Annotated in this window: 20 protein-coding genes and 1 tRNA gene; all 21 read left to right on the top strand. The window is 53.6% G+C overall.

Annotated features, from left to right (window positions below; all coding sequences use genetic code 11):
• Nucleotides 1-3: 3 nt before the first annotated feature.
• The 21 genes from nuoH (at nucleotide 4) to AB8516_RS18410 (ending at nucleotide 22,357) form a co-directional block, all read left to right on the top strand.
• Nucleotides 4-1,059 (top strand): NADH-quinone oxidoreductase subunit NuoH, encoded by a 1,056-nt coding sequence (gene nuoH / locus AB8516_RS18310; RefSeq protein ID WP_108290274.1) that lies wholly within the window; start codon nucleotides 4-6, stop codon nucleotides 1,057-1,059.
• 11 nt (nucleotides 1,060-1,070) lie between these two features.
• Nucleotides 1,071-1,559 (top strand): NADH-quinone oxidoreductase subunit NuoI, encoded by a 489-nt coding sequence (gene nuoI, locus AB8516_RS18315; protein WP_108290272.1) that lies wholly within the window; start codon nucleotides 1,071-1,073, stop codon nucleotides 1,557-1,559.
• 41 nt (nucleotides 1,560-1,600) lie between these two features.
• Complete coding sequence (locus AB8516_RS18320) at nucleotides 1,601-2,203, top strand: NADH-quinone oxidoreductase subunit J (protein ID WP_069124680.1); 603 nt, start codon at nucleotides 1,601-1,603, stop codon at nucleotides 2,201-2,203.
• 7 nt (nucleotides 2,204-2,210) lie between these two features.
• A complete protein-coding gene (nuoK, locus tag AB8516_RS18325) occupies nucleotides 2,211-2,516 on the top strand; it encodes an NADH-quinone oxidoreductase subunit NuoK (protein WP_069124765.1) in 306 nt (101 codons plus the stop codon).
• A gap of 190 nt (nucleotides 2,517-2,706) precedes the next feature.
• The gene (gene nuoL, locus AB8516_RS18330; protein ID WP_108340904.1) at nucleotides 2,707-4,695 is read left to right on the top strand and encodes an NADH-quinone oxidoreductase subunit L; all 1,989 of its coding nucleotides are present in this window, start codon (nucleotides 2,707-2,709) and stop codon (nucleotides 4,693-4,695) included.
• Between the two features lie 12 nt (nucleotides 4,696-4,707).
• Nucleotides 4,708-6,219: an NADH-quinone oxidoreductase subunit M gene (locus AB8516_RS18335; RefSeq protein ID WP_108290268.1), complete on the top strand. Its 1,512-nt coding sequence runs from the start codon at nucleotides 4,708-4,710 to the stop codon at nucleotides 6,217-6,219.
• Nucleotides 6,220-6,248: 29 nt separating this feature from the next.
• Complete coding sequence (nuoN, locus tag AB8516_RS18340; RefSeq protein WP_369162628.1) at nucleotides 6,249-7,697, top strand: NADH-quinone oxidoreductase subunit NuoN; 1,449 nt, start codon at nucleotides 6,249-6,251, stop codon at nucleotides 7,695-7,697.
• 61 nt (nucleotides 7,698-7,758) lie between these two features.
• A tRNA-Met gene (locus AB8516_RS18345) sits at nucleotides 7,759-7,835 on the top strand.
• A 206-nt stretch (nucleotides 7,836-8,041) separates the two neighbouring features.
• Nucleotides 8,042-9,454 carry a B12-binding domain-containing radical SAM protein gene (locus AB8516_RS18350; protein ID WP_369162629.1) on the top strand — a complete coding sequence of 471 codons (1,413 nt, stop codon included), beginning with the start codon at nucleotides 8,042-8,044 and terminating at the stop codon, nucleotides 9,452-9,454.
• Nucleotides 9,451-9,714 carry a sugar transferase gene (locus tag AB8516_RS18355; RefSeq protein WP_369162630.1) on the top strand — a complete coding sequence of 88 codons (264 nt, stop codon included), beginning with the start codon at nucleotides 9,451-9,453 and terminating at the stop codon, nucleotides 9,712-9,714. The genes AB8516_RS18350 and AB8516_RS18355 overlap by 4 nt, the downstream gene beginning before the upstream one ends.
• A gap of 603 nt (nucleotides 9,715-10,317) precedes the next feature.
• The gene (locus tag AB8516_RS18360) at nucleotides 10,318-12,933 is read left to right on the top strand and encodes a molybdopterin-dependent oxidoreductase (RefSeq protein WP_369162631.1); all 2,616 of its coding nucleotides are present in this window, start codon (nucleotides 10,318-10,320) and stop codon (nucleotides 12,931-12,933) included.
• Complete coding sequence (locus AB8516_RS18365; RefSeq protein WP_369162632.1) at nucleotides 12,933-13,550, top strand: 4Fe-4S dicluster domain-containing protein; 618 nt, start codon at nucleotides 12,933-12,935, stop codon at nucleotides 13,548-13,550. Before AB8516_RS18360 ends, AB8516_RS18365 begins: the two co-directional genes overlap by 1 nt.
• 11 nt (nucleotides 13,551-13,561) lie before the next feature.
• Nucleotides 13,562-14,464, top strand: a complete 903-nt coding sequence (gene nrfD, locus AB8516_RS18370) for an NrfD/PsrC family molybdoenzyme membrane anchor subunit (RefSeq protein WP_369162633.1) — start codon at nucleotides 13,562-13,564, stop codon at nucleotides 14,462-14,464.
• 43 nt (nucleotides 14,465-14,507) lie between these two features.
• Nucleotides 14,508-15,368 (top strand): formate dehydrogenase accessory sulfurtransferase FdhD, encoded by an 861-nt coding sequence (gene fdhD / locus AB8516_RS18375; RefSeq protein WP_369162634.1) that lies wholly within the window; start codon nucleotides 14,508-14,510, stop codon nucleotides 15,366-15,368.
• 210 nt (nucleotides 15,369-15,578) lie between these two features.
• Nucleotides 15,579-16,256, top strand: coding sequence for an NADPH-dependent F420 reductase (gene npdG / locus AB8516_RS18380; protein WP_369162635.1), 678 nt, complete (start codon nucleotides 15,579-15,581; stop codon nucleotides 16,254-16,256).
• A gap of 11 nt (nucleotides 16,257-16,267) precedes the next feature.
• Nucleotides 16,268-17,017, top strand: a complete 750-nt coding sequence (locus AB8516_RS18385; protein WP_369162636.1) for an electron transfer flavoprotein subunit beta/FixA family protein — start codon at nucleotides 16,268-16,270, stop codon at nucleotides 17,015-17,017.
• 2 nt (nucleotides 17,018-17,019) lie between these two features.
• Complete coding sequence (locus AB8516_RS18390; RefSeq protein ID WP_369162637.1) at nucleotides 17,020-17,964, top strand: electron transfer flavoprotein subunit alpha/FixB family protein; 945 nt, start codon at nucleotides 17,020-17,022, stop codon at nucleotides 17,962-17,964.
• Nucleotides 17,965-18,047: 83 nt separating this feature from the next.
• Nucleotides 18,048-19,700: an electron transfer flavoprotein-ubiquinone oxidoreductase gene (locus AB8516_RS18395; protein ID WP_369162638.1), complete on the top strand. Its 1,653-nt coding sequence runs from the start codon at nucleotides 18,048-18,050 to the stop codon at nucleotides 19,698-19,700.
• A 26-nt stretch (nucleotides 19,701-19,726) separates the two neighbouring features.
• Entirely contained in the window at nucleotides 19,727-20,866 is a 1,140-nt protein-coding gene (locus AB8516_RS18400; protein WP_369162639.1) for a CaiB/BaiF CoA transferase family protein, read from the top strand.
• On the top strand, nucleotides 20,863-21,807 hold the full coding sequence (locus AB8516_RS18405) for a DMT family transporter (RefSeq protein WP_369162640.1): 945 nt from the start codon (nucleotides 20,863-20,865) through the stop codon (nucleotides 21,805-21,807). Before AB8516_RS18400 ends, AB8516_RS18405 begins: the two co-directional genes overlap by 4 nt.
• Nucleotides 21,797-22,357 carry an antibiotic biosynthesis monooxygenase gene (locus AB8516_RS18410; protein WP_369162641.1) on the top strand — a complete coding sequence of 187 codons (561 nt, stop codon included), beginning with the start codon at nucleotides 21,797-21,799 and terminating at the stop codon, nucleotides 22,355-22,357. Before AB8516_RS18405 ends, AB8516_RS18410 begins: the two co-directional genes overlap by 11 nt.
• The last annotated feature ends 166 nt before the right edge of the window (nucleotides 22,358-22,523 follow it).

The following is a 22,523-nucleotide window of genomic DNA, read 5'->3' on the forward strand; positions in this document are numbered from 1 at the left end:
CCGATGGAATTCTTTATCAGCCTCTGGGGATCCCTTCCCGCCGAACTGCAGTATCTGATATGGACCTTGATCAAGATTATCGTCATCATCGCGCCGATAATGCTGTCGGTCGCCTACTTTACCTATGCCGAGCGCAAGATCATCGGTTATATGCAGGTTCGCATCGGCCCCAATCGTGTTGGTCCGAAGGGTTGGTTGCAACCGATCGCTGATGCGGTGAAGTTGATGTTCAAGGAGATCGTGATCCCGGCAAAGGCCAATAAACTGCTGTTTGTTATTGCGCCTGCAATTACCCTGGGACCGGCATTGGCCGCCTGGGCGGTTTTTCCCTTTGATGAAGAGCTGGTGCTGGCGGATATCAATGCCGGGCTGCTCTATATCCTGGCGTTGACTTCGGTCGGTGTGTATGGCGTCATCATTGCCGGGTGGGCGTCCAACTCGAAATATGCTTTTCTCGGTGCGCTGCGTTCATCGGCACAGATCGTCTCCTATGAGATCGCCATGGGTTTCGCCCTGGTCGGTGTCTTGGTGGCCGCCGGCAGCCTAAATCTGGGTGATATCGTCAGGGCTCAGGAGGGGGGGATCTTCTCCTGGTTCTGGTTGCCGCTGCTGCCCCTGTTCGGTGTCTATGTGATCTCCGGTGTCGCCGAGACCAATCGCGCACCCTTTGATGTGGCGGAGGGTGAATCGGAGATCGTCGCCGGTTTCCACGTCGAATATTCCGGCATGGTATTCGCGGTATTCTTTCTCGCTGAATATGCCAACATGATCCTGATCTCCGCACTGACGGCAGTCATGTTTCTTGGTGGCTGGCTTTCACCCTTCCATGGCTGGCCGCTGCTCGGTCCGTTGTTCGACTGGGTGCCGGGATTTGTCTGGCTGGTGATGAAGACGGCCATTTTCATGTTTCTTTTTCTCTGGTTGCGTGCCACCTTTCCCCGCTATCGCTATGACCAGATCATGCGCCTCGGATGGAAGGTGTTCATTCCGATAACCATTGTCTGGATTGCTGTTGTAGGTCTCGCTGTGGTCTATCAAATGCCCTGGTGGTTCGACTGAGGAGCCCTGCTATGAAAGTGCTTTCAAACTATCTTAAGAGCCTTTTCCTGCTGGAGCTGTTTCGTGGCTTGAGTGTCACCGGACGCTATCTGTTCCGTAAAAAGTTCACTGTGATGTATCCGGAGGAGAAGGCGCCGGTCTCACCCAGATTTCGTGGTCTTCATGCCTTGCGCCGCTATCCAAGCGGCGAGGAGCGTTGCATTGCCTGCAAATTGTGTGAGGCGACCTGTCCGGCGCTGGCCATCACCATAGAGGCCGAACCGAGGGAAGACGGCTCACGGCGCACGACCCGTTACGACATCGACCTGTTTAAGTGTATCTACTGCGGCTATTGCCAGGAGGCCTGTCCGGTGGATGCCATTGTCGAGACCCGCATCTACGAGTACCACTTCGAGAATCGCGGTGAAAATATAATGACCAAAGAGAAGTTACTGGCGGTGGGCGATAAATACGAGGCGCAGATTGCCGCCGATATCGAGGCCCAGTCGAAGTATCGCTAATTGACAGGCAACCTTTGAAACAGACAAGGGAAACCCAATAAATGACACTTGAAAAGCTGATTTTCTATGCCCTCTCTGCGGTGATCATCGCTGCAGCGATGATGGTTGTGACCCGGCGTAATCCTGTTCATTCAGCCCTCTTCCTGATTCTTGCGTTCGTCGCCTGCAGCGGCATCTGGCTGCTTGCGGAGGCGGAGTTTCTCGCCATCGTCCTGGTCCTGGTCTACGTGGGGGCGGTAATGGTGCTGTTCCTCTTCGTACTGATGATGCTGGATATCGACCTTGCTGTCTTGCGCGCGGGATTCATCAAGATGCTGCCGCTGGGTGTGATCATGGCGATCGCCATGGCTGCGGAACTGATACTGATCGTCGGCCCCGACAATTTCGGCCTGGAACAATATGCCGCGCCGGCCAGGCATGCGGCGGATTACAGCAATACAGAGGAGCTGGGTAGCGTGCTCTATACGGTCTATATGTATCCGTTCGAGATTGCCGCGGTGATTCTGCTGGTCGCCATTATCGCTGCCATCGGCCTGACGATGCGTAAGCGCCCCGACACCAAGTATCTCGATCCCGCCACCCAGGTGGTGGTCAAGCGCGATGACCGGGTACGGATGGTCTCCATGGATGCTGAAAAGGGATGATGTAGACATGATTGCACTTTCCGACTATCTCATTCTCGGCGCCATCCTGTTCGCAATCAGCATCGCGGGGATCTTCATCAACCGTAAGAACGTTATCGTTCTGTTGATGTGCGTGGAGCTGATGCTGTTGGCCGTGAACATCAACTTTGTCGCCTTCTCCCATTTTCTCGGTGATACCGCCGGACAGGTTTTTGTCTTCTTTATCCTCACTGTGGCCGCCGCCGAGGCTGCTATCGGCCTGGCCATTCTGGTGGTGCTGTTCCGCAGCAAGCGGAGCATCAATGTTGAGGATATGGATGTATTGAGAGGGTAGGGATTTATCAGTCCGCAAATGAACGCTAATAAACGCAAATGGTTTTTAAGTGTTTCATTTTCGGGACTTGGCTTAAAAGAGAACGAGTTTGAACACTAGGTATATTGGTTCGCTGGATGATATGTCAGATGCATTAACAATATTAGCGTTCATTTGCGTTCATTTGCGGACTTTTTAAAAAGAAACGGTTATGGAAAATATCTATCTGACAATTGTGCTGGCGCCGTTGGTGGGCGCCATCATAGCCGGCTTTTTCGGTGGTTCCATCGGTCGCAGCTGGTCTCATTGGGTGACAAGCACGGGCGTTGGCATCTCGACGTTGCTCTCGCTCTATGTGCTCAAGGGCTTCATGTTCGACGATGCCGAAATCTTCAACGGTTCCGTCTACACCTGGATGGTAAGCGACGGCATCAACATGGAGGTGGGTTTCCTGGTGGATCAGCTGACCGCAGTGATGATCAGCGTGGTGACCTTCGTCTCTTTCTGTGTCCATATCTACACCATCGGCTACATGGCCGACGACGCGCACAACTGGCCCAAGACAAGCCTGGCGGGGCGCAACTCCTATCAGCGCTTCTTCAGCTACATTTCACTGTTTACCTTCTCCATGCTGATGCTGGTCATGTCCAACAACTTCCTGCAGCTGTTCTTCGGTTGGGAAGCGGTGGGCCTGGTCTCCTATCTGCTGATCGGCTTCTGGTCGGTGCGGCCGACGGCGATCTTCGCCAACCTGAAGGCCTTTTTGGTCAACCGGGTGGGTGATTTCGGTTTCATTCTCGGCATTGCCGCCATCGCCATGTACACCAACAGCCTCGATTATGCCGAGGTCTTTGCCAAGGCACCGGGCCTGGCCGATACCCAGATCCAGATCTGGGGCGACAGCAACTGGTCGTTGATGTCGGTGATCGGTATCCTCCTGTTCATCGGGGCTATGGGCAAATCCGCGCAGGTACCGCTGCATGTGTGGCTGCCCGACTCGATGGAGGGCCCGACCCCGATCTCCGCCCTGATCCATGCCGCGACTATGGTGACCGCCGGTATCTTTATGGTGGCACGCATGTCACCCCTGTATGAGCTTTCGGAGACGGCGCTCAGCTTCGTGCTGGTGATCGGCGCCACAACCGCCTTCTTCACCGGTCTGATCGGTATCGTGCAGAATGACATCAAGCGCGTGGTGGCCTATTCGACCCTGTCCCAGCTGGGTTACATGATGGTCGCCCTGGGGGCCTCTGCCTACGCCGCCGGTATCTTCCACCTGATGACCCACGCCTTCTTCAAGGCACTGCTCTTCCTCGCCGCCGGTTCGGTTATTATCGGTATGCACCATGACCAGGATATCCGCAACATGGGCGGTGTGCGCAAATATATGCCGATCACCTACTGGACATCGTTACTGGGATCCCTGGCGCTGATCGGTTTTCCTTTCTTTTCCGGTTTCTTCTCCAAGGACGCCATCATCGAGGCGGTACACCACTCAACCATCGGTGGCTCAAGCTATGCCTATGTGCTGGTGCTGGCCGGTGTCTTTGTAACCGCCCTCTACAGCTTCCGCATGTTCTTCCTGGTCTTCCATGGCGAGGGCCCCCGGGACGAGCACGCCAAGGCGCATCTGCACGAATCGCCCAAGGTGGTGACGATACCGCTGATCCTGCTGGCTATTCCCTCGGTGATCCTCGGTTACCTGACTATCGATCCGATGCTGTTTGGCGACTGGTTCAAGGATGTGTTCCATGTTCTGCCTGAGCACGATACGCTGGCGGCGGTACAGGCGGTAGTCCATAGCGGCAATGGCATGCTGGCGCATACTTATGCGAGTCCTGCCTTCTATCTGGCCATGGCCGGCTTGGGTTTGGCCTTTTACATCTATATGTTGAATCCGGCATGGGCGGATAAGATCAAATCGATCGCGGCGCCCCTGTATACCCTACTGGACAAGAAATACTGGTTCGACGAGGCCTATCAGGTGGTTTTCGCTGCCGGCAGCCGCGGACTGGGCAAGTTTCTATGGCTGGTGGGTGATCGCGGTCTTATCGACGGACTGGCGGTGAACGGTTCCGCCTACTCGGTGGGTTGGCTCGCTTCGGTGGTACGCCATCTGCAAAGCGGCTACCTCTACCACTATGCCATTGCCATGATTCTGGGTCTGCTGTTGTTGCTGACCTGGTTTGTATTCTTGTAAAGGATCTTTAGCATGATTGCCGATTGGCCTATCTTAAGTCTTACGGTCTGGCTTCCGATCATCGGAGGTTTCATGGTGCTCGCCAGTGGCGACCGTGAGGCGAACGCAACCAAGTGGACCGCCCTGATTATCGCTATCCTGACCTTTATCGTCAGTCTTCCGCTCTGGTTCGCCTTCGACAGTTCGACCTCGGCGATGCAGTTCGTGGAGCGGGTGCCCTGGATACCCTCATTCGATGTAGAGTACTACATGGGCATTGACGGCATCTCCATGCCGCTGATCATCCTCACCACTTTCATTACCCCGCTGGTGGTCATCGCCGGTTGGGAGGTGATCAAGTATCGTCCTTCACAATACATGGCCGCCTTCCTGATCATGGAGGGGGTGATGGTGGGCGTCTTCTCGGCCCTGGATGCAATGCTTTTCTACGTGTTCTGGGAAGCCATGCTGATTCCGATGTTTCTCATCATCGGCATCTGGGGTGGCGCCAACCGGGTCTACGCCACCATCAAGTTCTTCCTCTATACCTTTCTCGGTTCCGTGTTCATGCTGGTCGCCCTGATCTACATGTACTTCCAGTCGGGCAGCTTCGATATCCTCGGCTTCCATACCCTTAAACTGAACCTGACCGAGCAAATCCTGATCTTCATCGCTTTCCTCCTGGCGTTTGCGGTAAAGGTGCCGATGTGGCCTGTTCACACCTGGCTGCCGGATGCCCATGTGGAGGCCCCGACCGGTGGATCGGTGGTCCTGGCGGCGATCATGTTGAAGATCGGCGGCTACGGCTTCCTGCGCTTCAGTCTGCCGATCACCCCCGACGCCAGCCACACATTGGATTGGCTCATCATAGGCATGTCCTTGATTGCGGTGGTCTACATCGGCTTCGTCGCCCTGATCCAGCAGGATATGAAGAAATTGATCGCCTATTCGTCGATTGCCCACATGGGTTTCGTCACCCTGGGCTTCTTCATCGTCTTCATCATCAGCCAGAACAACGCGGGCAGCGGCGCCGCCCTGGGCATGGAAGGCGGCATGGTGCAGATGATCTCCCACGGTTTCATCTCGGCGGCCCTGTTCCTCTGTGTCGGAGTGCTCTACGATCGACTGCATAGCCGCGAGATCAAGGATTACGGTGGTGTGGTGAACACCATGCCGGTGTTCGGCGCCTTCATGGTCTTCTTCGCCATGGCCAATGCGGGACTGCCGGGCACCTCCGGTTTCGTCGGCGAGTTCATGGTCATCCTGGCCAGTTTCCGTGCCGATTTCTGGTATGCCTTCCTTGCTGCCACGACCCTGATTATCGGTGCCGCCTACACTCTGTGGATGGTCAAGCGGGTGGTCTTCGGCGATGTCACCAACGAGGGCGTGGCGGCGTTGGAGGATATGAATCAACGTGAATATATCGTGCTGGGTACTCTGGCGGCGGCAGTGCTGCTGTTGGGTCTGTGGCCGGCACCCCTGGTTGAGGTAATGGATGCCTCCGTCAATAACCTGCTGCAGCATATCGCAGTGTCGAAACTTTAACTGGCGGAGCCCGACTCGGTAGCTTTCAAATGCAATTCGATACAACACAACTGATCCCGGTACTGCCGGAAATATCTCTGCTGACCCTGGCCTGTGTGGTGCTGGTGGTCGATTTGTTCATCCGCGAGAGCCAGCGTATCGTCAGTTACGGTATCACCCAGGTGGGCCTGATGATCACCGCGGCCGTTACCTTGCTCGTCTCCCAGCCGGATACCCAGATCATTTTTGACGGCAGCTACATTCGCGATCCGATGAGCGATCTGTTGAAGCTGGGGATACTGGTTATCAGCTTTCTTGCCTTTCTCTACGCAAAGGACTATCTGCGCGACCGGGATCTGTTCAAAGGCGAATTCTATACCCTGGGCCTGTTCGCGGTGCTGGGCATGATGATCATGACCTCCGCCAACAGTTTCCTGACCATCTATCTGGGCCTTGAACTGCTGGCGCTCTGTCTCTATGCCCTGGTGGCCTTCAACAGAAATTCACCCCATGGCGCCGAGGCGGCCATGAAGTACTTTGTCCTGGGCGCACTCGCCTCCGGTATGTTGCTGTATGGTATATCGATGATCTACGGCGCCACCGGCACGCTCCGCTTTGACGAGTTGGCGCAGTTGGTGGATAAAGGCGACCTGAATCAACTGGTGATGGTGTTCGGTATCGTTTTCCTGGTGATCGGTCTGGCCTTCAAACTGGGTGCGGTTCCTTTCCATATGTGGGTGCCCGATATCTATCACGGTGCGCCTACCGCGGTTACCCTGTTTATCGGCAGCGCGCCAAAGATTGCCGCTTTCGCTCTGGCGATGCGCCTGCTGGTGGATGGTTTGGCCGATCTGCACGCCGGCTGGGAGGGCTGGCAGGGGATGCTGATCATCCTCTCGGTGCTATCCATGGGCATCGGTAATCTGATCGCCATCGCCCAGACCAATATCAAACGTATGCTGGCCTATTCCACCATCTCTCATGTGGGTTTTATCCTGCTCGGAATCCTGGCAGGTACCAAAGAGGGTTATACCGCGGCGATGTTCTATACCCTGGTCTATGCGCTGATGTCGGCTGGCGGTTTCGGTGTGGTGATCGCGCTTAGCCGCAAGGGCTTCGAGGCGGAGAACCTGGATGACTTCAAGGGGCTCAATCAGCGTAACCCCTGGTTTGCCGGTATGATGCTGCTGTTGATGTTTTCCATGGCGGGAGTGCCTCCCACCGTTGGTTTCTTCGCCAAGCTGTTTGTGCTCGACGCCGTAGTCTCGGTCAATCTGACCTGGCTGGCCGTGGTGGGGGTTTTCTTTTCCATTATCGGGGCTTTCTATTACATCCGGGTCATCAAGCTGATCTATTTCGACGAGCCGGTGGATGAATCGCCGCTGACGGTGGGTATGGATACTCAAGTTATGCTTTCCCTGAATGGTCTGGCGATGCTGATTCTAGGCCTGTTTCCGGCCGGATTACTCTCGCTCTGCAGCAGCGCAATCGGCAACTGAGTTTTCTGCTGTAAAGGACTTGTCATCCGGCTGCAAGACGGGTAGTATGCCCCCTCCTTGATGCGGGGTGGAGCAGTCTGGTAGCTCGTCGGGCTCATAACCCGAAGGTCGTTGGTTCAAATCCAGCCCCCGCTACCAAACAAAAAAATGGAAAGCCAATCACTTAGCGGTGGTTGGTTTTTTTTTTATAAATTATGACTACTTTGCACTGAGTAATCGGCGATAATAGGTTGGTCGTTACTCGCCTCCATCTTGTGATGGGGCTGCCATCATTTGCCACGATTTAGCCCCTTTTACGCCATTCTGAGTCTGTATGCTGACTTCTCACTGCAGAGGAGTCCGTAATGAGAGCGAAGTTCATTCTACCGTCCTTGATTGAGGCGAAAGGCCCGTTCTGGCGACCGATCAAATATTCACTTTTCCCACCACTGGGTCTGGCGACGCTGGCTGGCCATATGAATTGCGACGATGAGGTGGAACTGGTCGACGAGCACGTGGAGGAGATCAGACTCGATGATGTACCTGACCTGGTGGTGATCCAGGTCTATATCACCAATGCCTATCGCGCCTATGCCCTGGCCGATCACTACCGCGGCAAGGGATGTCATGTAATACTCGGCGGTCTGCATGTGACTGCCATGCCACACGAGGCCAGCAGACATGCCGATACCATCGTGATAGGACCTGGAGACGAGGTTTTCAGCCAGTTCCTGGAGGACTTTCGACGTGGCAGACCACGTCGTCTCTACTACACGCTTCGACGGTCGTTTGAGCGGATCCCTGATCTGCGTCGTGATCTGATCAAGCGGGAACACTACCTGGTGCCCAACTCCCTGGTGGTGAGCCGGGGTTGTCCACACCACTGCGATTTCTGCTACAAGGACGCATTCTTTCTTGGCGGACGCTCGTTCTATACCCAGCGGGTCGACCGGGCATTGGCCGAGATCGAATCGCTGCCCGGTCGCCATCTCTATTTCCTCGACGATCACCTGTTGGGACATCGTTACTTCGCCAGTCAGCTGTTCGAAGGTATGCGCGGCATGGGGCGTCTGTTTCAGGGGGCCGCTACCGTCGATTCTGTTTTGCGCGGCGACCTGATCGAAAAAGCGGTGGAGGCGGGGTTACGCAGCCTGTTTGTCGGTTTTGAAACATTGAACAGCGCCAATCTAAAGGCTGCGAACAAACGTCAGTTTTCGCTCCGGGACTACTGGGCCGCGATCCGTCGACTCTCCGATCTTGGGGTCATGATCAACGGTAGCTTCGTGTTCGGTATGGACGAAGATGACGGGCAGGTTTTTCAGCGTACTGTGGATTGGGCGCTGGAGATGGGTTTGACCACCGCCACGTTTCATATCCAGACACCCTATCCGGGTACACGGCTTTTCGAGAAGCTGAAAAAGGAGGGGCGCCTGCTGACGGAAAACTGGGATCGATACAACACCCGTGAGGTGGTTTTCCAGCCGAATAATATGACCGCAGAGGCGCTCAAGGCCGGTTATGACGAGGCCTACCGTTCATTCTACAAATGGAGTTCGATTCTGCGCTCCAGCCTGGCGCACATCGATAGGCCGTCCCATGCGGTCAGGCAGTTCTGTTACAGTGCCGGTTGGAAGAAATTTGAGCCGTTCTGGAATGCGGCCATCAAGTTGAAACAACTGGGTGCCGCTCGCCCACTGCTGGAAACACTGCTCATGACGGAGCGGAGCGCCGCCACTCATCCGACGGGACCGGGACACTGTGCGCCGCTAAAGCGGTGAGCGGGAAGCGGGCCTTCGATCTGATTTTTGCGGCAATGGGACTGGTGCTCTTTTCACTGTTGCTGCTGATTATCCTGGTGCTGATACTGCTCGAATATGGCACTCCGGTTGTTTTTGCCCAGGAGCGTATCGGCCGGCATTTTCGACCCTTCACCCTCTACAAACTGCGCAGCATGCGCAACGGCAAGGTTACCCGGCCGCTGACCCGGGAGGATGCCCGTCGCCTGAATCTGTATGACGAGGATCTGCCCCGGTGTTGATTTGCATTGAAAAATGACCCGCTTTTTGTCCCCAGCACTGAGTCACTACAATTTCTATAACTTTCTGATTTAGAGTTACTATTTGTGGAATAAACTGTTAAATACTAGATACAAAAAAACTCAACAAATGTTGATCAATATTTAGTGCAATTCAACATCCATGGTCTCTATATCTACTCGAGTGGCTGTCTCTTTGCAGAGCAGTGTGATGGTGTCCTATGCAACTCGGCATCCCTCGCTTATTCGGTTGCGTGCATTCTGTGGATACTACAACCTGAGTCTAATGAATATTCGGTGATTTGATAGAGTCGTATCCTTGAGGAACTCAAGGGGGCGTTAGGTTGCTGTGTTGATCTCATCAAGTCCTTTACAGTCATAATCCCAATAAATTCAAAGGAATAGCAACTTTCTCGTTAAATCCTGGAACCTGCTTTATGCGCTATCAGGCTATTACTGTGCACTTTCAGGATTGCGTGACTTCTCGATGAAGTACTAGCGTGGTGTTATTCGCAAACAACAAGCATCGACAGAATGTGTAGGGCAGGAATTTGGCATGTTGCCTGATTCGACGGCCAAGCGATTTCACCAGTTAGGAGGCTCAATGTGAGTAGTTCGGAGAGAGTGGTTCAAAATTCGCTGAAACCCGGAAAGTGGGTACGCTCAACCTGCAAGATGTGTCTCCACTCTTGCACCAATTTGATTCATGTTACCGATGACGGGGTGGTCAACAAGATCGAGGGTGATCCCTCCAATCCGTCGAATAACGGCAAGCTTTGTCCCAAAGGCAACGCGGCCATTATGCGACATTACGATCCGCAGCGTTTCAAGCAGCCGATGAGGCGCACGAATCCCAACAAGGGGCCCGGGGTCGATCCGAAGTGGGAGCCGATCAGTTGGGATGAGGCCTTTGATATCTGCGCTCGGGAAATCGGTAAGTCATTGAAAGAGGATCCGAGAAAGATCCTGCCTTCACTGGAAGATTTCCAGAAGATGCATATCTGGACCTGGCCTTTATCTTTCGGCAATTTCAACTGTTTCCAGTCTGCGGGCACCATATGTGGCGGGGCCTATCATCCTGCCAATGGTTATATTCATGCCTCCTTTGCCTCGATCAATGACGTTAAATACTGCAATTATTGGATAAACGACGGTACGGGCGATGGCTTTTCGTCCCATTTGCATGCGGCCGCCTCTTCCTACCATATGGCCAATGCCCGTGTTGATCGCGGTATGAAAGTCGTGACCGTAGAACCACGGCTTTCCATCTCCGGCGCCAAGTCCGAGGAGTGGGTGCCGATTAAGCCCGCCACGGATCGTCAATTTGCGTTGAGTTTGAGCCACGTTCTGATCAACGAAGGGTTGTGTGACTGGAAGTTTCTGAAACAGGACACCAACGCGCCCTATCTGGTCGGTGAGGACGGGCTTTTTGTTCGTGACCAAGATGGCGAAATCTGGGTGTGGGATGACAAAGCGGACAAAGCCAAGCTGTGGAATGATGAAACCATTGGTGATTTCGCACTTACCGGTGAATTTGAAGTCGCCGGTAAAAGGTGTAAGCCGGCTTTCCAGCGATTCAAGGATATCCTGGATGGCTGCAGTCCCGAGGAGATGGAGAAAATCACCACAGTGCCGCCGGATACGGTCAGGCACATAGCACGGGAGTTTGCGGAGGCGGCCCAGATTGGCGCGACCATCGAGATTGATGGCCGCACGCTTCCGTTACGGCCGGCCGCATACAATTATTATCGCGGCGCCCAGGGACGCAAGAAGGGCATGCAGGCCAATCACAGTTATAAGCTGGTCAATTTTCTGGTCGGCAATATCGATGCGCCCGGCGGTCACTTGGGTGTGAACCTGGATGAAAAGACAATTGATTGGATGCGTTGCGAGCCGGGTGAGTGCGGCATGATGAAAGGCGAACCCCATCAATTGGGCGTGGTGCCGCCGATGAGTTACCCGCCAAATGAATACCATTTGCTGAGCTATTTTCCGGTAGGCGTAAATCCACCTCATTTGAATCTCAGTGTATGGAAGGACCCTGAGCAGTTCGGCATGGATTACAAGCCTGATGTGATGGTGATCTGCCACTCGAATCCGTTATGGGCAATGCAGGGGCCCCGCGCAGGCTGGTTCGACATCATGCGTAATATGCGTTTTATCGTTTGCTGCGACATTATCCCCACCGAGACCACCGATTTCGCTGATGTGATCCTTCCTTCCAGCGATGTGCTCGAGACCTGGAACATGACCATGATCGAGCCGCCTTTCACAGAAGGGCAGTGTCTTCGTCAACCTGCAGTGGAGGCATTGTACGACACCAAGAGCGAGGAGGAGATCTTTTACGAACTATCGGAGCGTTTGGAATTGGTCGACTCCTGGAACAATGTCATCAATATGGTGCTGGGATTCCATCAGGTACCGGAATTGATGCTTGAGGCCGGTAAGAAATACTCCGACAAGGAGATCGCCGAGCGCAAAGGCAAGCTTTGGAACGGCAAGGATCTCGACTGGTATATCGAGCACGGTCACTCTTCGACCTGGCGCCAGTCGAAGAAGGCCTATCGGCCCTGGGAGGGGATGCGACTGCTTTTTTATATTGAGGATATGGTCACCATTCGCGAGGATCTCAAGGTAAAAATGAAAGAAAAGGGTGTTCCCTTTATCGATCAATGGCCCTGGGACGACTATCAACCGCTACCGACACCGGATCTGGATCCGATTCACCAGGAGCCGCCTGAGTACGATCTGTACGGCTTCTTTTTCAAAGATATCCAGATGAATTTCGGTGAGAGTCTGAGTAATCCCTGGATCAAGGACATCGTCTATCGGGATCCCGTGCATACCTCAATCCTTTTGAATAGCGGGACAATGCAGGCCAAAGGGCTGGAGAGCGGCGATATTATCAGGCTTGAGTCGCCTCATGGCGGTCCCATATATGGTCGTGTCGCGGGTGTGGAGACCATGCATCCCGATGCGGTTGGCGTTTCCAATTCACTTTCACGAATCCGCACGGAAAATCGTGCTGTACGCCATGCAGGCGGACATTTCAACGACATGCTGCCGTATGACTTGAAGAATACCGATGGTGTCACCGGTCAACCGGAAACAGCCTGTCGCGTGAAGATCACAAAAGTGGATGACTGGCCGGAAAGTCTCAAGCAGGGCGGCACTGTGTATCAGATGGTTGACGAGATTGCGAAAGGCAAGGGGGCGCACTGATGGCCAGAATGGGTATGGTCTTTGACCTGAAACGGTGTATTGGCTGCAATGCCTGCGTAATTGGCTGTAAACAGGAAAACAGTCTGCCGGACGGTGTGTTCTTCACTAAGACGCTGAGTGAGGATTATGGTGTCTATCCGTCTGTCAAACGCGTCTATATTCCGACCTTGTGCAACCATTGCGAGGATGCTCCCTGTGAAAAGGTCTGTCCCAGCGGGGCAACTTACACTCGGGATGATGGCATTGTCATGGTGGATGGTGAAAAGTGTATCGGATGCGGGAGCTGTGCTGTGGCCTGTCCCTATGATCAACGCAGTCAGGTCTCAAAGGAGATGTTGGATAGGGGGCTATTCGGTGAAGGCCAATTAACCGATTTCGAGAAGCAAGGCTACGAGCGTTTCACACCGGGTACCGTTATCAAGTGTGACTTCTGCAGTAACCGGGTGGATGCCGGTCTTGATCCTGCCTGTGTGGTTACTTGTCCCACCAATGCACGTATCTTCGGTGATTTTGATGATCCGGACAGCAAGCCCAATCGGGTAATGCGTGAACGGGGTGGCGGTCAAACCCCACTGGCGGAAAAAAATACCAAACCCAAGGTTTATTACATATCCTAAAGGAGCGGATGATGTCGAATACAGATGCACCTTTGGTCGGCGATAGCTTTAAACTTGGTTACCGCTTCCAAAATTTCTGGGATGTGCCGATGGCCACAGCCTTTTTCTTCGGTGAGTTGGGTGCCGGTACCTTCCTGATATCGATGTACTTTGATTTTGTTGCCGGGATGATCTTCGGTCTGATCAGCACTGGTGTTGGAAAGCCGCTTTTTCATTTGACCCACATGGGTGTACCGGCGAAATCCTGGCGGGCGATGCTTCGTCCGGACCGTTCCTGGATCAGTCGTGGCTTGATATCCATTATGGTCTTTGTCCCATTCGGGATACTGGTTGTACTGGATCAGACTTTTGGCTGGTCCGGCGGGGGAGCCGTGGGCAAGCTGATTCAGCTTATCGCAGTCGCTGCCGCACTGCTGGTGATGACCTATCAGGGATTCGCGATGTCACACTCCTCATCCATAGCCTTGTGGAACACGGGTTTGATGCCGGTTAGCAGTATGACTTATGCCTTGCTCGGCGGTGCCGCCGTCACCCTGCTTCTGGGTAATGTATTGAACAGTTTGGTCGATGCTGATCTGGTGTTGTTGCAAAAGCTGTTGCTAGCTTTGCTGGTGGTAACGCTAGCCATCCTGTTGAGTCTGCTTCATGCCGCTTATCACGGTACCCGGGGTGGGCAACAGTCGGTGACATTATTGATCAAAGAGAGTTTCTCATTGCCCTTTTATACTCTGGTTTTAGGTGCCGGTATTCTTCTTCCGCTTGTTTTGCTGTGGTTCGGGGGGAGCGCATTAGTGTCGGTATTTGTGGCTGCGACCGGCGTATTGGTCGGTTTCTTCAGCTATCGTGTTTTAATCTTCAAGGCAGGTGTCTATGAGCCCCAAATTAGCTTTGCAGCCCGTCTTGGCCTGCACTAGAGCCGTTACTGCCAATATTGTGGATAACAGCGGGAAACCAGGCGTGCGGCGTGTAACATCACGTTACATTCCCGGGCCGGGTCAACCGGGTGTGGTGGAACAGAGTCCTGTAGTCGTTGAAGACGCCTTGACGTTGGATGTCGAGGCAATCGGTACTTATACCCTGATGTGGACGCCTACCGATAATGTGCAACTTATGGCTAGCGGGTATCTTTCAGGGCATGGCCTGCTGAGCGAGGAGGTTCCCAGTGCGGCACTTTCACTAGCTGCGGGTTTTGCCTTCACGGAAGGCTTGATTCAAAACCTGGATGATGTCGAGAGCCTGGCGGTATGTCCGGACAAGCCGGGCATCGTGCGCATGAAGCTCAAGAGTCCGGAAACGGTAGAAACACGAAGGCGCAACTTGGTGATGACGAGCTCCTGCGGGATATGCGGAAGCAGGGAAGTGGTCGAAAACAATACCTTTGGCCTGAATAACGTACCTGATCGAATGCGACTGATGGGTAGGGGGGTCGCAGAACTGATGGAGGAGATGCGGCAGCGACAGGCCATTTTCGATGAGACAGGCGGTGCGCATGCGGCAGCTGTGTTTACTTCTGATGGGCGTATTCATGCTGTAGCCGAAGATCTTGGGCGACACAATGCCCTGGACAAGGTTATCGGGGCTACTCTGCTGAACGGCGAAGGGTTCAAGGCACGAGGTGTTCTGCTATCCAGTCGCCTGAGTCTGGAGATGGTGACCAAAGCGGTGCGCGCAGGTCTGGAAATTGTTGCTGCAGTCAGTGCGCCGACTTCATTGGCGATAGAAGTGGCGGAACGGTTTGGTGTGACCCTGTGCGGCTTTGTACGCAAAGGGCGCTTGACGATTTATTCCCATCCACATCGAATCGATCCGTTAGGGTGATGGGTGTCTGCCGGTAACAGCAATTGTTGGCTACATTAACCAGGCGCTGACTGCGTATTCCTTTCCATTACACGATGCATGACCGGCTTCCTTGAGAGTCAACTTGTTCACCCTGGCGTTCAAGACGCTATCAGGCGTGATTAATAGTATTCATTTATAGTCCGCACTGCTGGCTGATTCGAGCGGATGTCAACATAGAGGAACCTGCAGATGTCTGATTCGTTGCCGATTGTCGCCGTATTAGGTGGTACAGGTGATCTGGGTGGTGGTTTGGCTTATCAATTGGCCAAAGCCGGTTATCCGGTCATTATCGGATCCAGGGGTGAGGAGAAGGCCAAGGCTTCGGCAAAAGCCATGTCGGATCGGGTCGGGACATCGGTAGACGGTAGAGAAAACAGCGCTGCCGCGACAATTGCCGATGTGGTCATAATGACGGTTCCTTTTGCCAGTCACGACAGTACCTTGAAAAGTGTCCGTGATGCGGTCCAGGGTAAGATATTTGTTGATGCCACCGTACCCCTGGTTCCACCAAAGGTAGCACGCGTCCAGCTCCCGGCGGATGGGCCGGCGGCTAAACAGTCCCAGATGTTGTTGGGTGAAAATGTTCGTGTCGTTTCCGCCTTTCAGAATATCGCAGCTACGCATTTGCAGTCAGACGATGGTCATCATAACGAATGTGATGTGTTGGTTTCAGGTAATGACCCGGAGGCACGGGATATGGTGGTCAAGCTTGCCAGGGATATTGGTTTGCGTGCTTGGCATGCGGGGGCAATCGACAATTCCGCTGTAGCCGAGGCGTTGACTTCGGTACTGATATTCTTAAACAAGCGCTACAAAATCAACGGTGCGGGTTTACGTATTACCGGCGAACCTGGTTCGGCAGTTTAAGGGATTGGCTGATGAAAGTACTGGTAGCTGTTAAAAGAGTTGTTGACTACAACATCAAGGTCCGTCCAAAAGCGGATGGATCAGATGTTGAGATAGCCAATGCAAAAATGTCCATGAATCCGTTTGATGAAATAGCCGTGGAAGAGGCGGTGCGAATGAAAGAAGCGGGTAGCGCTACAGAGGTGGTTGCTGTCTCCCTTGGTGAGACGGCATGCCAGGACATTGTCCGTACGGCGCTTGCCATGGGGGTGGATCGCGGCTTGCTGGTGGAGACCGATGAACGGTTGGAACCTTTGACTGTCGCCAAACTGCTTGTTGCTATCGTGGAGAGAGAGCAGTTCGATCTGGTTATTCTCGGTAAGCAGGCGATCGATGACGACAGTAACCAAACCGGTCAAATGCTGGCGGCGCTTTTGGGCTGGCCCCAGGCTACTTTCGCATCCCAAGTTCTGGTCGACGGTGATCGGGTGCAGGTTACACGAGAGACAGATACCGGCAGCCAAACCCTCTCTTTTCAGCCGCCGGGCGTGGTGACCTCCGATTTACGCTTGAACGAACCGCGCTATGTCAAATTACCGAATATTATGAAGGCCAAGAAAAAGCCCCTGGATAAGATCACGCCGGCAGAACTGGGTGTCGATATATCAGCTCGATTGGAGATTCTCTCTGTAGCTGAACCGGTACAGCGCAGTGGAGGCATCAAGGTTTCCGATGCAAAAGAGCTGGTGGAGAAACTCAGAAATGAAGCAAGGGTGATTTAATCGTGACGATACTGGTTATCGCTGAACACAATAACAGTGAACTCAATGCTGCAACCCTGGCGGCAATCACTGCTGCGACTCAAATAAGCGATTCAGTCGATCTGCTGATCGTCGGCAATGGCTGTTCGTCGGTAGCCGAGAGCGCCGCGAGAGTACGGGGAGTGAGTCGTGTGGCATTGGCGGATGCCCCGGAATATGAGCATCAGCTGGCGGAAAATGTCGCTCCATTGGTCGTCAGACAGGCTGAAGGATATACGCATCTGCTGATGCCGGCCACTGCTAATGGAAAGAACCTGATGCCTCGCGTGGCAGCACTGCTGGACGTGGCTCAGATATCAGACATTATCGCGATTGAATCGAGTGACTGCTTCCGACGTCCGATCTACGCGGGAAACGTCATCGCCACCGTGCGCTCGAAGGACCCGCTGAAGATTGTCACTGTACGTGCAACCGCCTTCGAGCCGGCCGTTGCAGAAGGTGGTAACGCACTCATTGATCAGATTGAGGCGAGCGGGGATACGGGCCTTTGCCGCTGGGATGGAGAGGAGCAGAGTGAATCGTCGCGGCCGGACTTGACTCAGGCCGAAGTGGTGGTCTCCGGCGGGCGCGGTTTGGGCAGTGCGGAGAATTTCCATCTGCTCGAGACCCTCGCCGACAGGCTTGGTGCGGCGATTGGCGCATCCCGCGCAGCCGTGGATGCGGGTTTTGTTTCTAATGATTTGCAAGTAGGACAAACCGGCAAGGTGGTTGCCCCCAAACTCTATATAGCTGTCGGTATTTCCGGTGCCATACAACATTTGGCCGGAATGAAGGAGAGCAAAGTGATCGTGGCTATCAACAAGGACGAGGATGCCCCCATATTCCAAATCGCCGACTATGGCATCGTTGGCGACCTGTTCGACATCTTGCCTGCCTTGTTGGCTGAACTTGAACGGAGTGTTAATTGAATCTGCCTTGCGGGGCAAAAAAAAGCGGGTCTTGGCAGTGATGATCAAATGCATGTTAACAGGCCCTAAAGCCGGAGCCTATGATGCAACGTGAGAGCATGGAATATGATGTAGTCATCGTTGGCGGTGGTCCGGCAGGATTGGCTGCTGCAATACGATTGCGCCAACTTGCCATGGCACAGAAAAGGGAACTCTCCGTATGTGTGCTTGAAAAAGGCGCTGAGATTGGTGCGCACATACTGTCAGGCGCTGTCATCGATCCCTGCTCACTCGATGAATTGATTCCCGATTGGCGAGAGCAAGACGCACCTCTGACCACAGAGGTCAATCATGATCTTGTCTATTTTCTGCGGAATGGGGAGAAGGCGTGGCAGGTGCCGAAACAGTTTGTCCCCGCCTCAATGCACAATCGAGGCAATTACATAGCCAGCCTGGGTAATCTATGTCGTTGGCTGTCTGAACGGGCAGAGACACTGGATGTCGATATATTTCCCGGATTTTCGGCTGCCGAGGTGCTTTACGGTGAGCATGCTGAAGTGGCTGGTGTCATCACAGGCGATATGGGATTGGCCGAAGATGGCAGTAAAAAGCCAAGTTTCGAGCCCGGTATGGAATTGCGCGCAAAATATACTCTGTTTGCAGAGGGTGCACGTGGTCACCTGGGTCAGCAGTTGGTCGTCAGGTATCAACTTGATGCCGGCGTGGGCGCACAGCACTATGGGCTGGGATTAAAGGAATTGTGGGATTGCAGTCAGCAAAAACATCAACAGGGATTGGTCATCCACGGCTCGGGTTGGCCATTGTCAGAGAGCGGCAGTGGTGGTGGATTCTTTCTGTATCACCTTGAGGACAACCAGATCAGTGTGGGCCTGATCGTCGATCTGAATTATCAGAACCCTTATGTTAATCCATACGAGGAGTTTCAACGTCTGAAACAGCACCCATTGCTCAAAGGTTATCTGACCGGTGGCCGCCGGGTGGCCTATGGCGCGCGTGTCATAAACAAGGGCGGTTTTCATGCCTTGCCCACCATGCACATGCCTGGGGCGCTTTTGATCGGATGCGATGCAGGCACCCTCAACTACGCCAAGATCAAAGGCACCCATACGGCAATGAAGTCCGGCATGCTGGCTGCTGAAACAGTGTTCGAGTCTCTTGCTGAAGGGGGTCGGGGCGGAGAAGATCTGTACGCTTTTAACGATCGCTTCAAGGCATCCTGGCTTTGCGATGAGTTGTATCGCAGCCGCAATTTCGGCACGGCACTGAAGAAATGGGGTTTATACTTCGGAGGGGCATACAATTATCTTGACCAGACCCTGTTTGGCGGCAAGTTTCCCCTGGATCTGCATGATGACACAGAAGACCGCGACACCCTGAAACACGCGGCTGACTGCAAACGGATCGACTATCCTAAACCGGATGGCGAGATCAGCTTCGATCGACTCTCTTCAGTCTATCTCTCCAATATCAGTCACGAAGAGGACCAGCCCTGTCATCTCAGATTGCAGGATAGTGTCGTTCCATTGGAAATCAATCTGGGACGTTACGATGCCCCTGAACAACGTTACTGTCCGGCCGGGGTCTATGAGATTCTCGACATGGAAGAGGGCCCCCAACTTCAGATCAACGCGCAAAACTGCATCCATTGCAAGACCTGCGATATCAAGGATCCTACCGCCAATATCACCTGGGTGACGCCGGAAGGCGGTGGGGGACCGAATTATCCGAATATGTGAGCCGATGATACCTGCCTGGAATGTCTATGACCAAGCGTAATCTTCCGTTGGCCGGATTTAAGGTCCTGGATCTTTCACGCATCCTTGCAGGGCCCTGGTGCACTCAATTATTTGGCGACCTTGGGGCGGAAGTGATCAAGATCGAGAGTCCCGAAGGTGATGGCACACGTCAGTGGGGACCGCCATTCTTCGATGGCAAATCGGCCTATTATCTCTCTGCGAACCGAAATAAAAAGTCTCGGGTGCTGGACTTCAAGAATCCCGGCGATCTGGCGGTACTGAAGGGATTGCTGCAATCTGCAGATGTGCTGATCGAAAACTTCCGTGCCGGTACTTTGGACAAGTTCGGTCTGGATGGAGCATCAGCGCTCAAGCTCAATCCGCAACTGATCTATTGTTCGATCCACGGATTCGAACAGTGCAGTGACTGGGGAGCCAAGCCGGGATTCGATGCGCTGATCCAGGCCATGTCAGGTTTGATGAGTATCACCGGAACCGAAGAGGGTGAGCCGGTCAAGGTTGGGGTGGCTATCAGTGATATATTGGCTGGGCTCTATGCCGGTAATGCGATTCTTGCTGCATTGCTGGAACGTCAACACTCCGGGCGGGGACAGTTGATAGAGATACCCCTGTTCGATACCCAGGTGACCTGTCTGGCCAATGTGGTTTCAAACTTCCTCACCAGTCGCGAGGTGCCGAAGGCATTGGGTAGCGCCCACCCCAATATCGTACCCTATCAGTGTTTTGCAACGCTTAGCCAACCGGTGATGATTGCGGTGGGGACTGATAAGCAGTTTGCCAGTCTGTGTCAGGTGATGGCTGTGGACTGGCATCAACAGGATGATTACCGAACCAACCCCCGGCGGGTGGAAAATCGTCATCGGCTGGTGCCCCTGATCCAGGCTTTGATGTTGACCCGCACCCGGGACGAGTGGCTGGCTATTTTTTCTGCCGGTGATTTTCCGCACGGCCCGGTCAACGATCTGGGTGATCTCTATGATCATCCCTATACCAAGGAATCCGGTTTATTCTTAACGCTGGATGACGGTCGTACACCCGCCGTGCGCAATCCGATCAGATTCTCCAGAACCCCTCTGGATCGGTATGAGTCACCGCCGGAGTTGAACGGGCATCCGGATGCCAAGTTTGATTGTCTCGACGAATGAAAAAAGAGACCCAGACTGTCCCGGTTTCGTGCATGCGTGGTGCGCAACTGCCAATCCCACTGGCCCATACCTACTTAGTGCTGACCGCTTTTTTTCTTGCCAGCAATCATGTCATTGGACGTGGTGTGCATGATGTCATTCCACCGGTGGGCCTCAATTTCTGGCGCTGGACAGCCGGGGCACTGATCCTGCTTCCCTGGGTCTTGAAGGGCGGTTCACCCGTCCGTGTGTTTCGTGGGAATATAACCACCTACATCCTGTTGGGCGGCTTCGTGACACTCAGCACCATGTTGATTCTGATAGCACTTCGCACAACCACTGCCGTCAATGTCTCTGTTATCAGCGTATTTCAACCCATACTGACAGTTATCATCGCCGCTACCTTTCTGGGTGAAAGGTTACGAACAGTACAACTTGCGGGCATCTTTGCCGCCTGTACCGGCGTCGCTGTCATGCTGTTTCACGGTAGCTGGTCGGCTGTCCTGGAGCTTGAAATCAATAGTGGTGATCTTTTGACCTTGTTGGCGGTATGCGGATTCTCTGCCTATGCCATCAATGTCTCCAGGATACCTTTAGAATTGAGTTCCCTGGAATCCCTCTTCGGCATTATCGTTACCGGTTGTATTATTCTGCTGCCTTTTTATCTGGTGGAAACAATCTGGTTTATGATCATGCCGATGGATTTGGCTACTGTTGGCGTGGTTTTGGTGCTGGCGCTGACAGTCTCGGTTTTTGGCATGTTGATGTGGAACCAAGGTAACCAGGCTGTGGGTCCCAGTCGCGCTGCGGTATACCTCAATCTCATTCCTGTGTTTGCCGCAATCCTGGCTGCAGTTTTCCTGGGAGAGCATGTGTATTGGTTCCATTGGCTTGGAGCGGGTTTTATCGGTCTGGGAATCTGGCTGGTGGTGAAACGGGTGGGTAACGGCGATGGTAAATGAAGATCTGCGGAAAGAGAGCGATCCTCCTGTCAGTATCATGATGTCACGCATGCCGTTGCCTGGAAAAGAACAGGAATTCGAGACATATCTCAATGGGATCACCGAGGCCGCCCAACGTCAGCCCGGGCATTTGGGGGTGAGTATCATTCGTCCCTCGGGTCAGGAGAGAAATTACTATATCCTGTTCAAGTTCGATAGACGATCAAACCTTGAACACTGGGAAAAATCTGATGAACGGGCCCGTTGGCGCAGCATCGCCAAACAGGTCAGCGAGAAGCCGAAGCGTCATATGGTAACCGGCCTCGAAGCCTGGTTCACTTTACCGGATCAGGCAATGGTGGCACCTCCCCCTCTTTATAAAATGGCTGTGTTGGCATGGTTGGCGATCTATCTTTTGATCAGCGGTCTATTATGGTTGATAGGACCGTTACTTGAACCCCATCCTCTGATGTTGCGTACCCTGATTCTTACCGGAATTGCGGTACCCCTCATGACTTTTCTGCTTATGCCATTGCTCACCCGGATCTTCAAAAACTGGTTGTATTCGTAACAGAAAACCATCCCAGGCCGCATCGCTTCGTCCTGTCTGAATGCTCTTGTGGTCAATTGGGGTGCGTTCAGGTCTAAGAGTCGACAACAAAGCTTGCATATACTCAGGCAGAACTCATTCGTTTATGCGATTCAGCAACCCGTGGTGATAGACCTGGAAGAGACGC

It is taken from the genome of Candidatus Thiodiazotropha sp. LNASS1, assembly GCF_964212655.1.
GTDB lineage: Bacteria > Pseudomonadota > Gammaproteobacteria > Chromatiales > Chromatiaceae > Thiodiazotropha.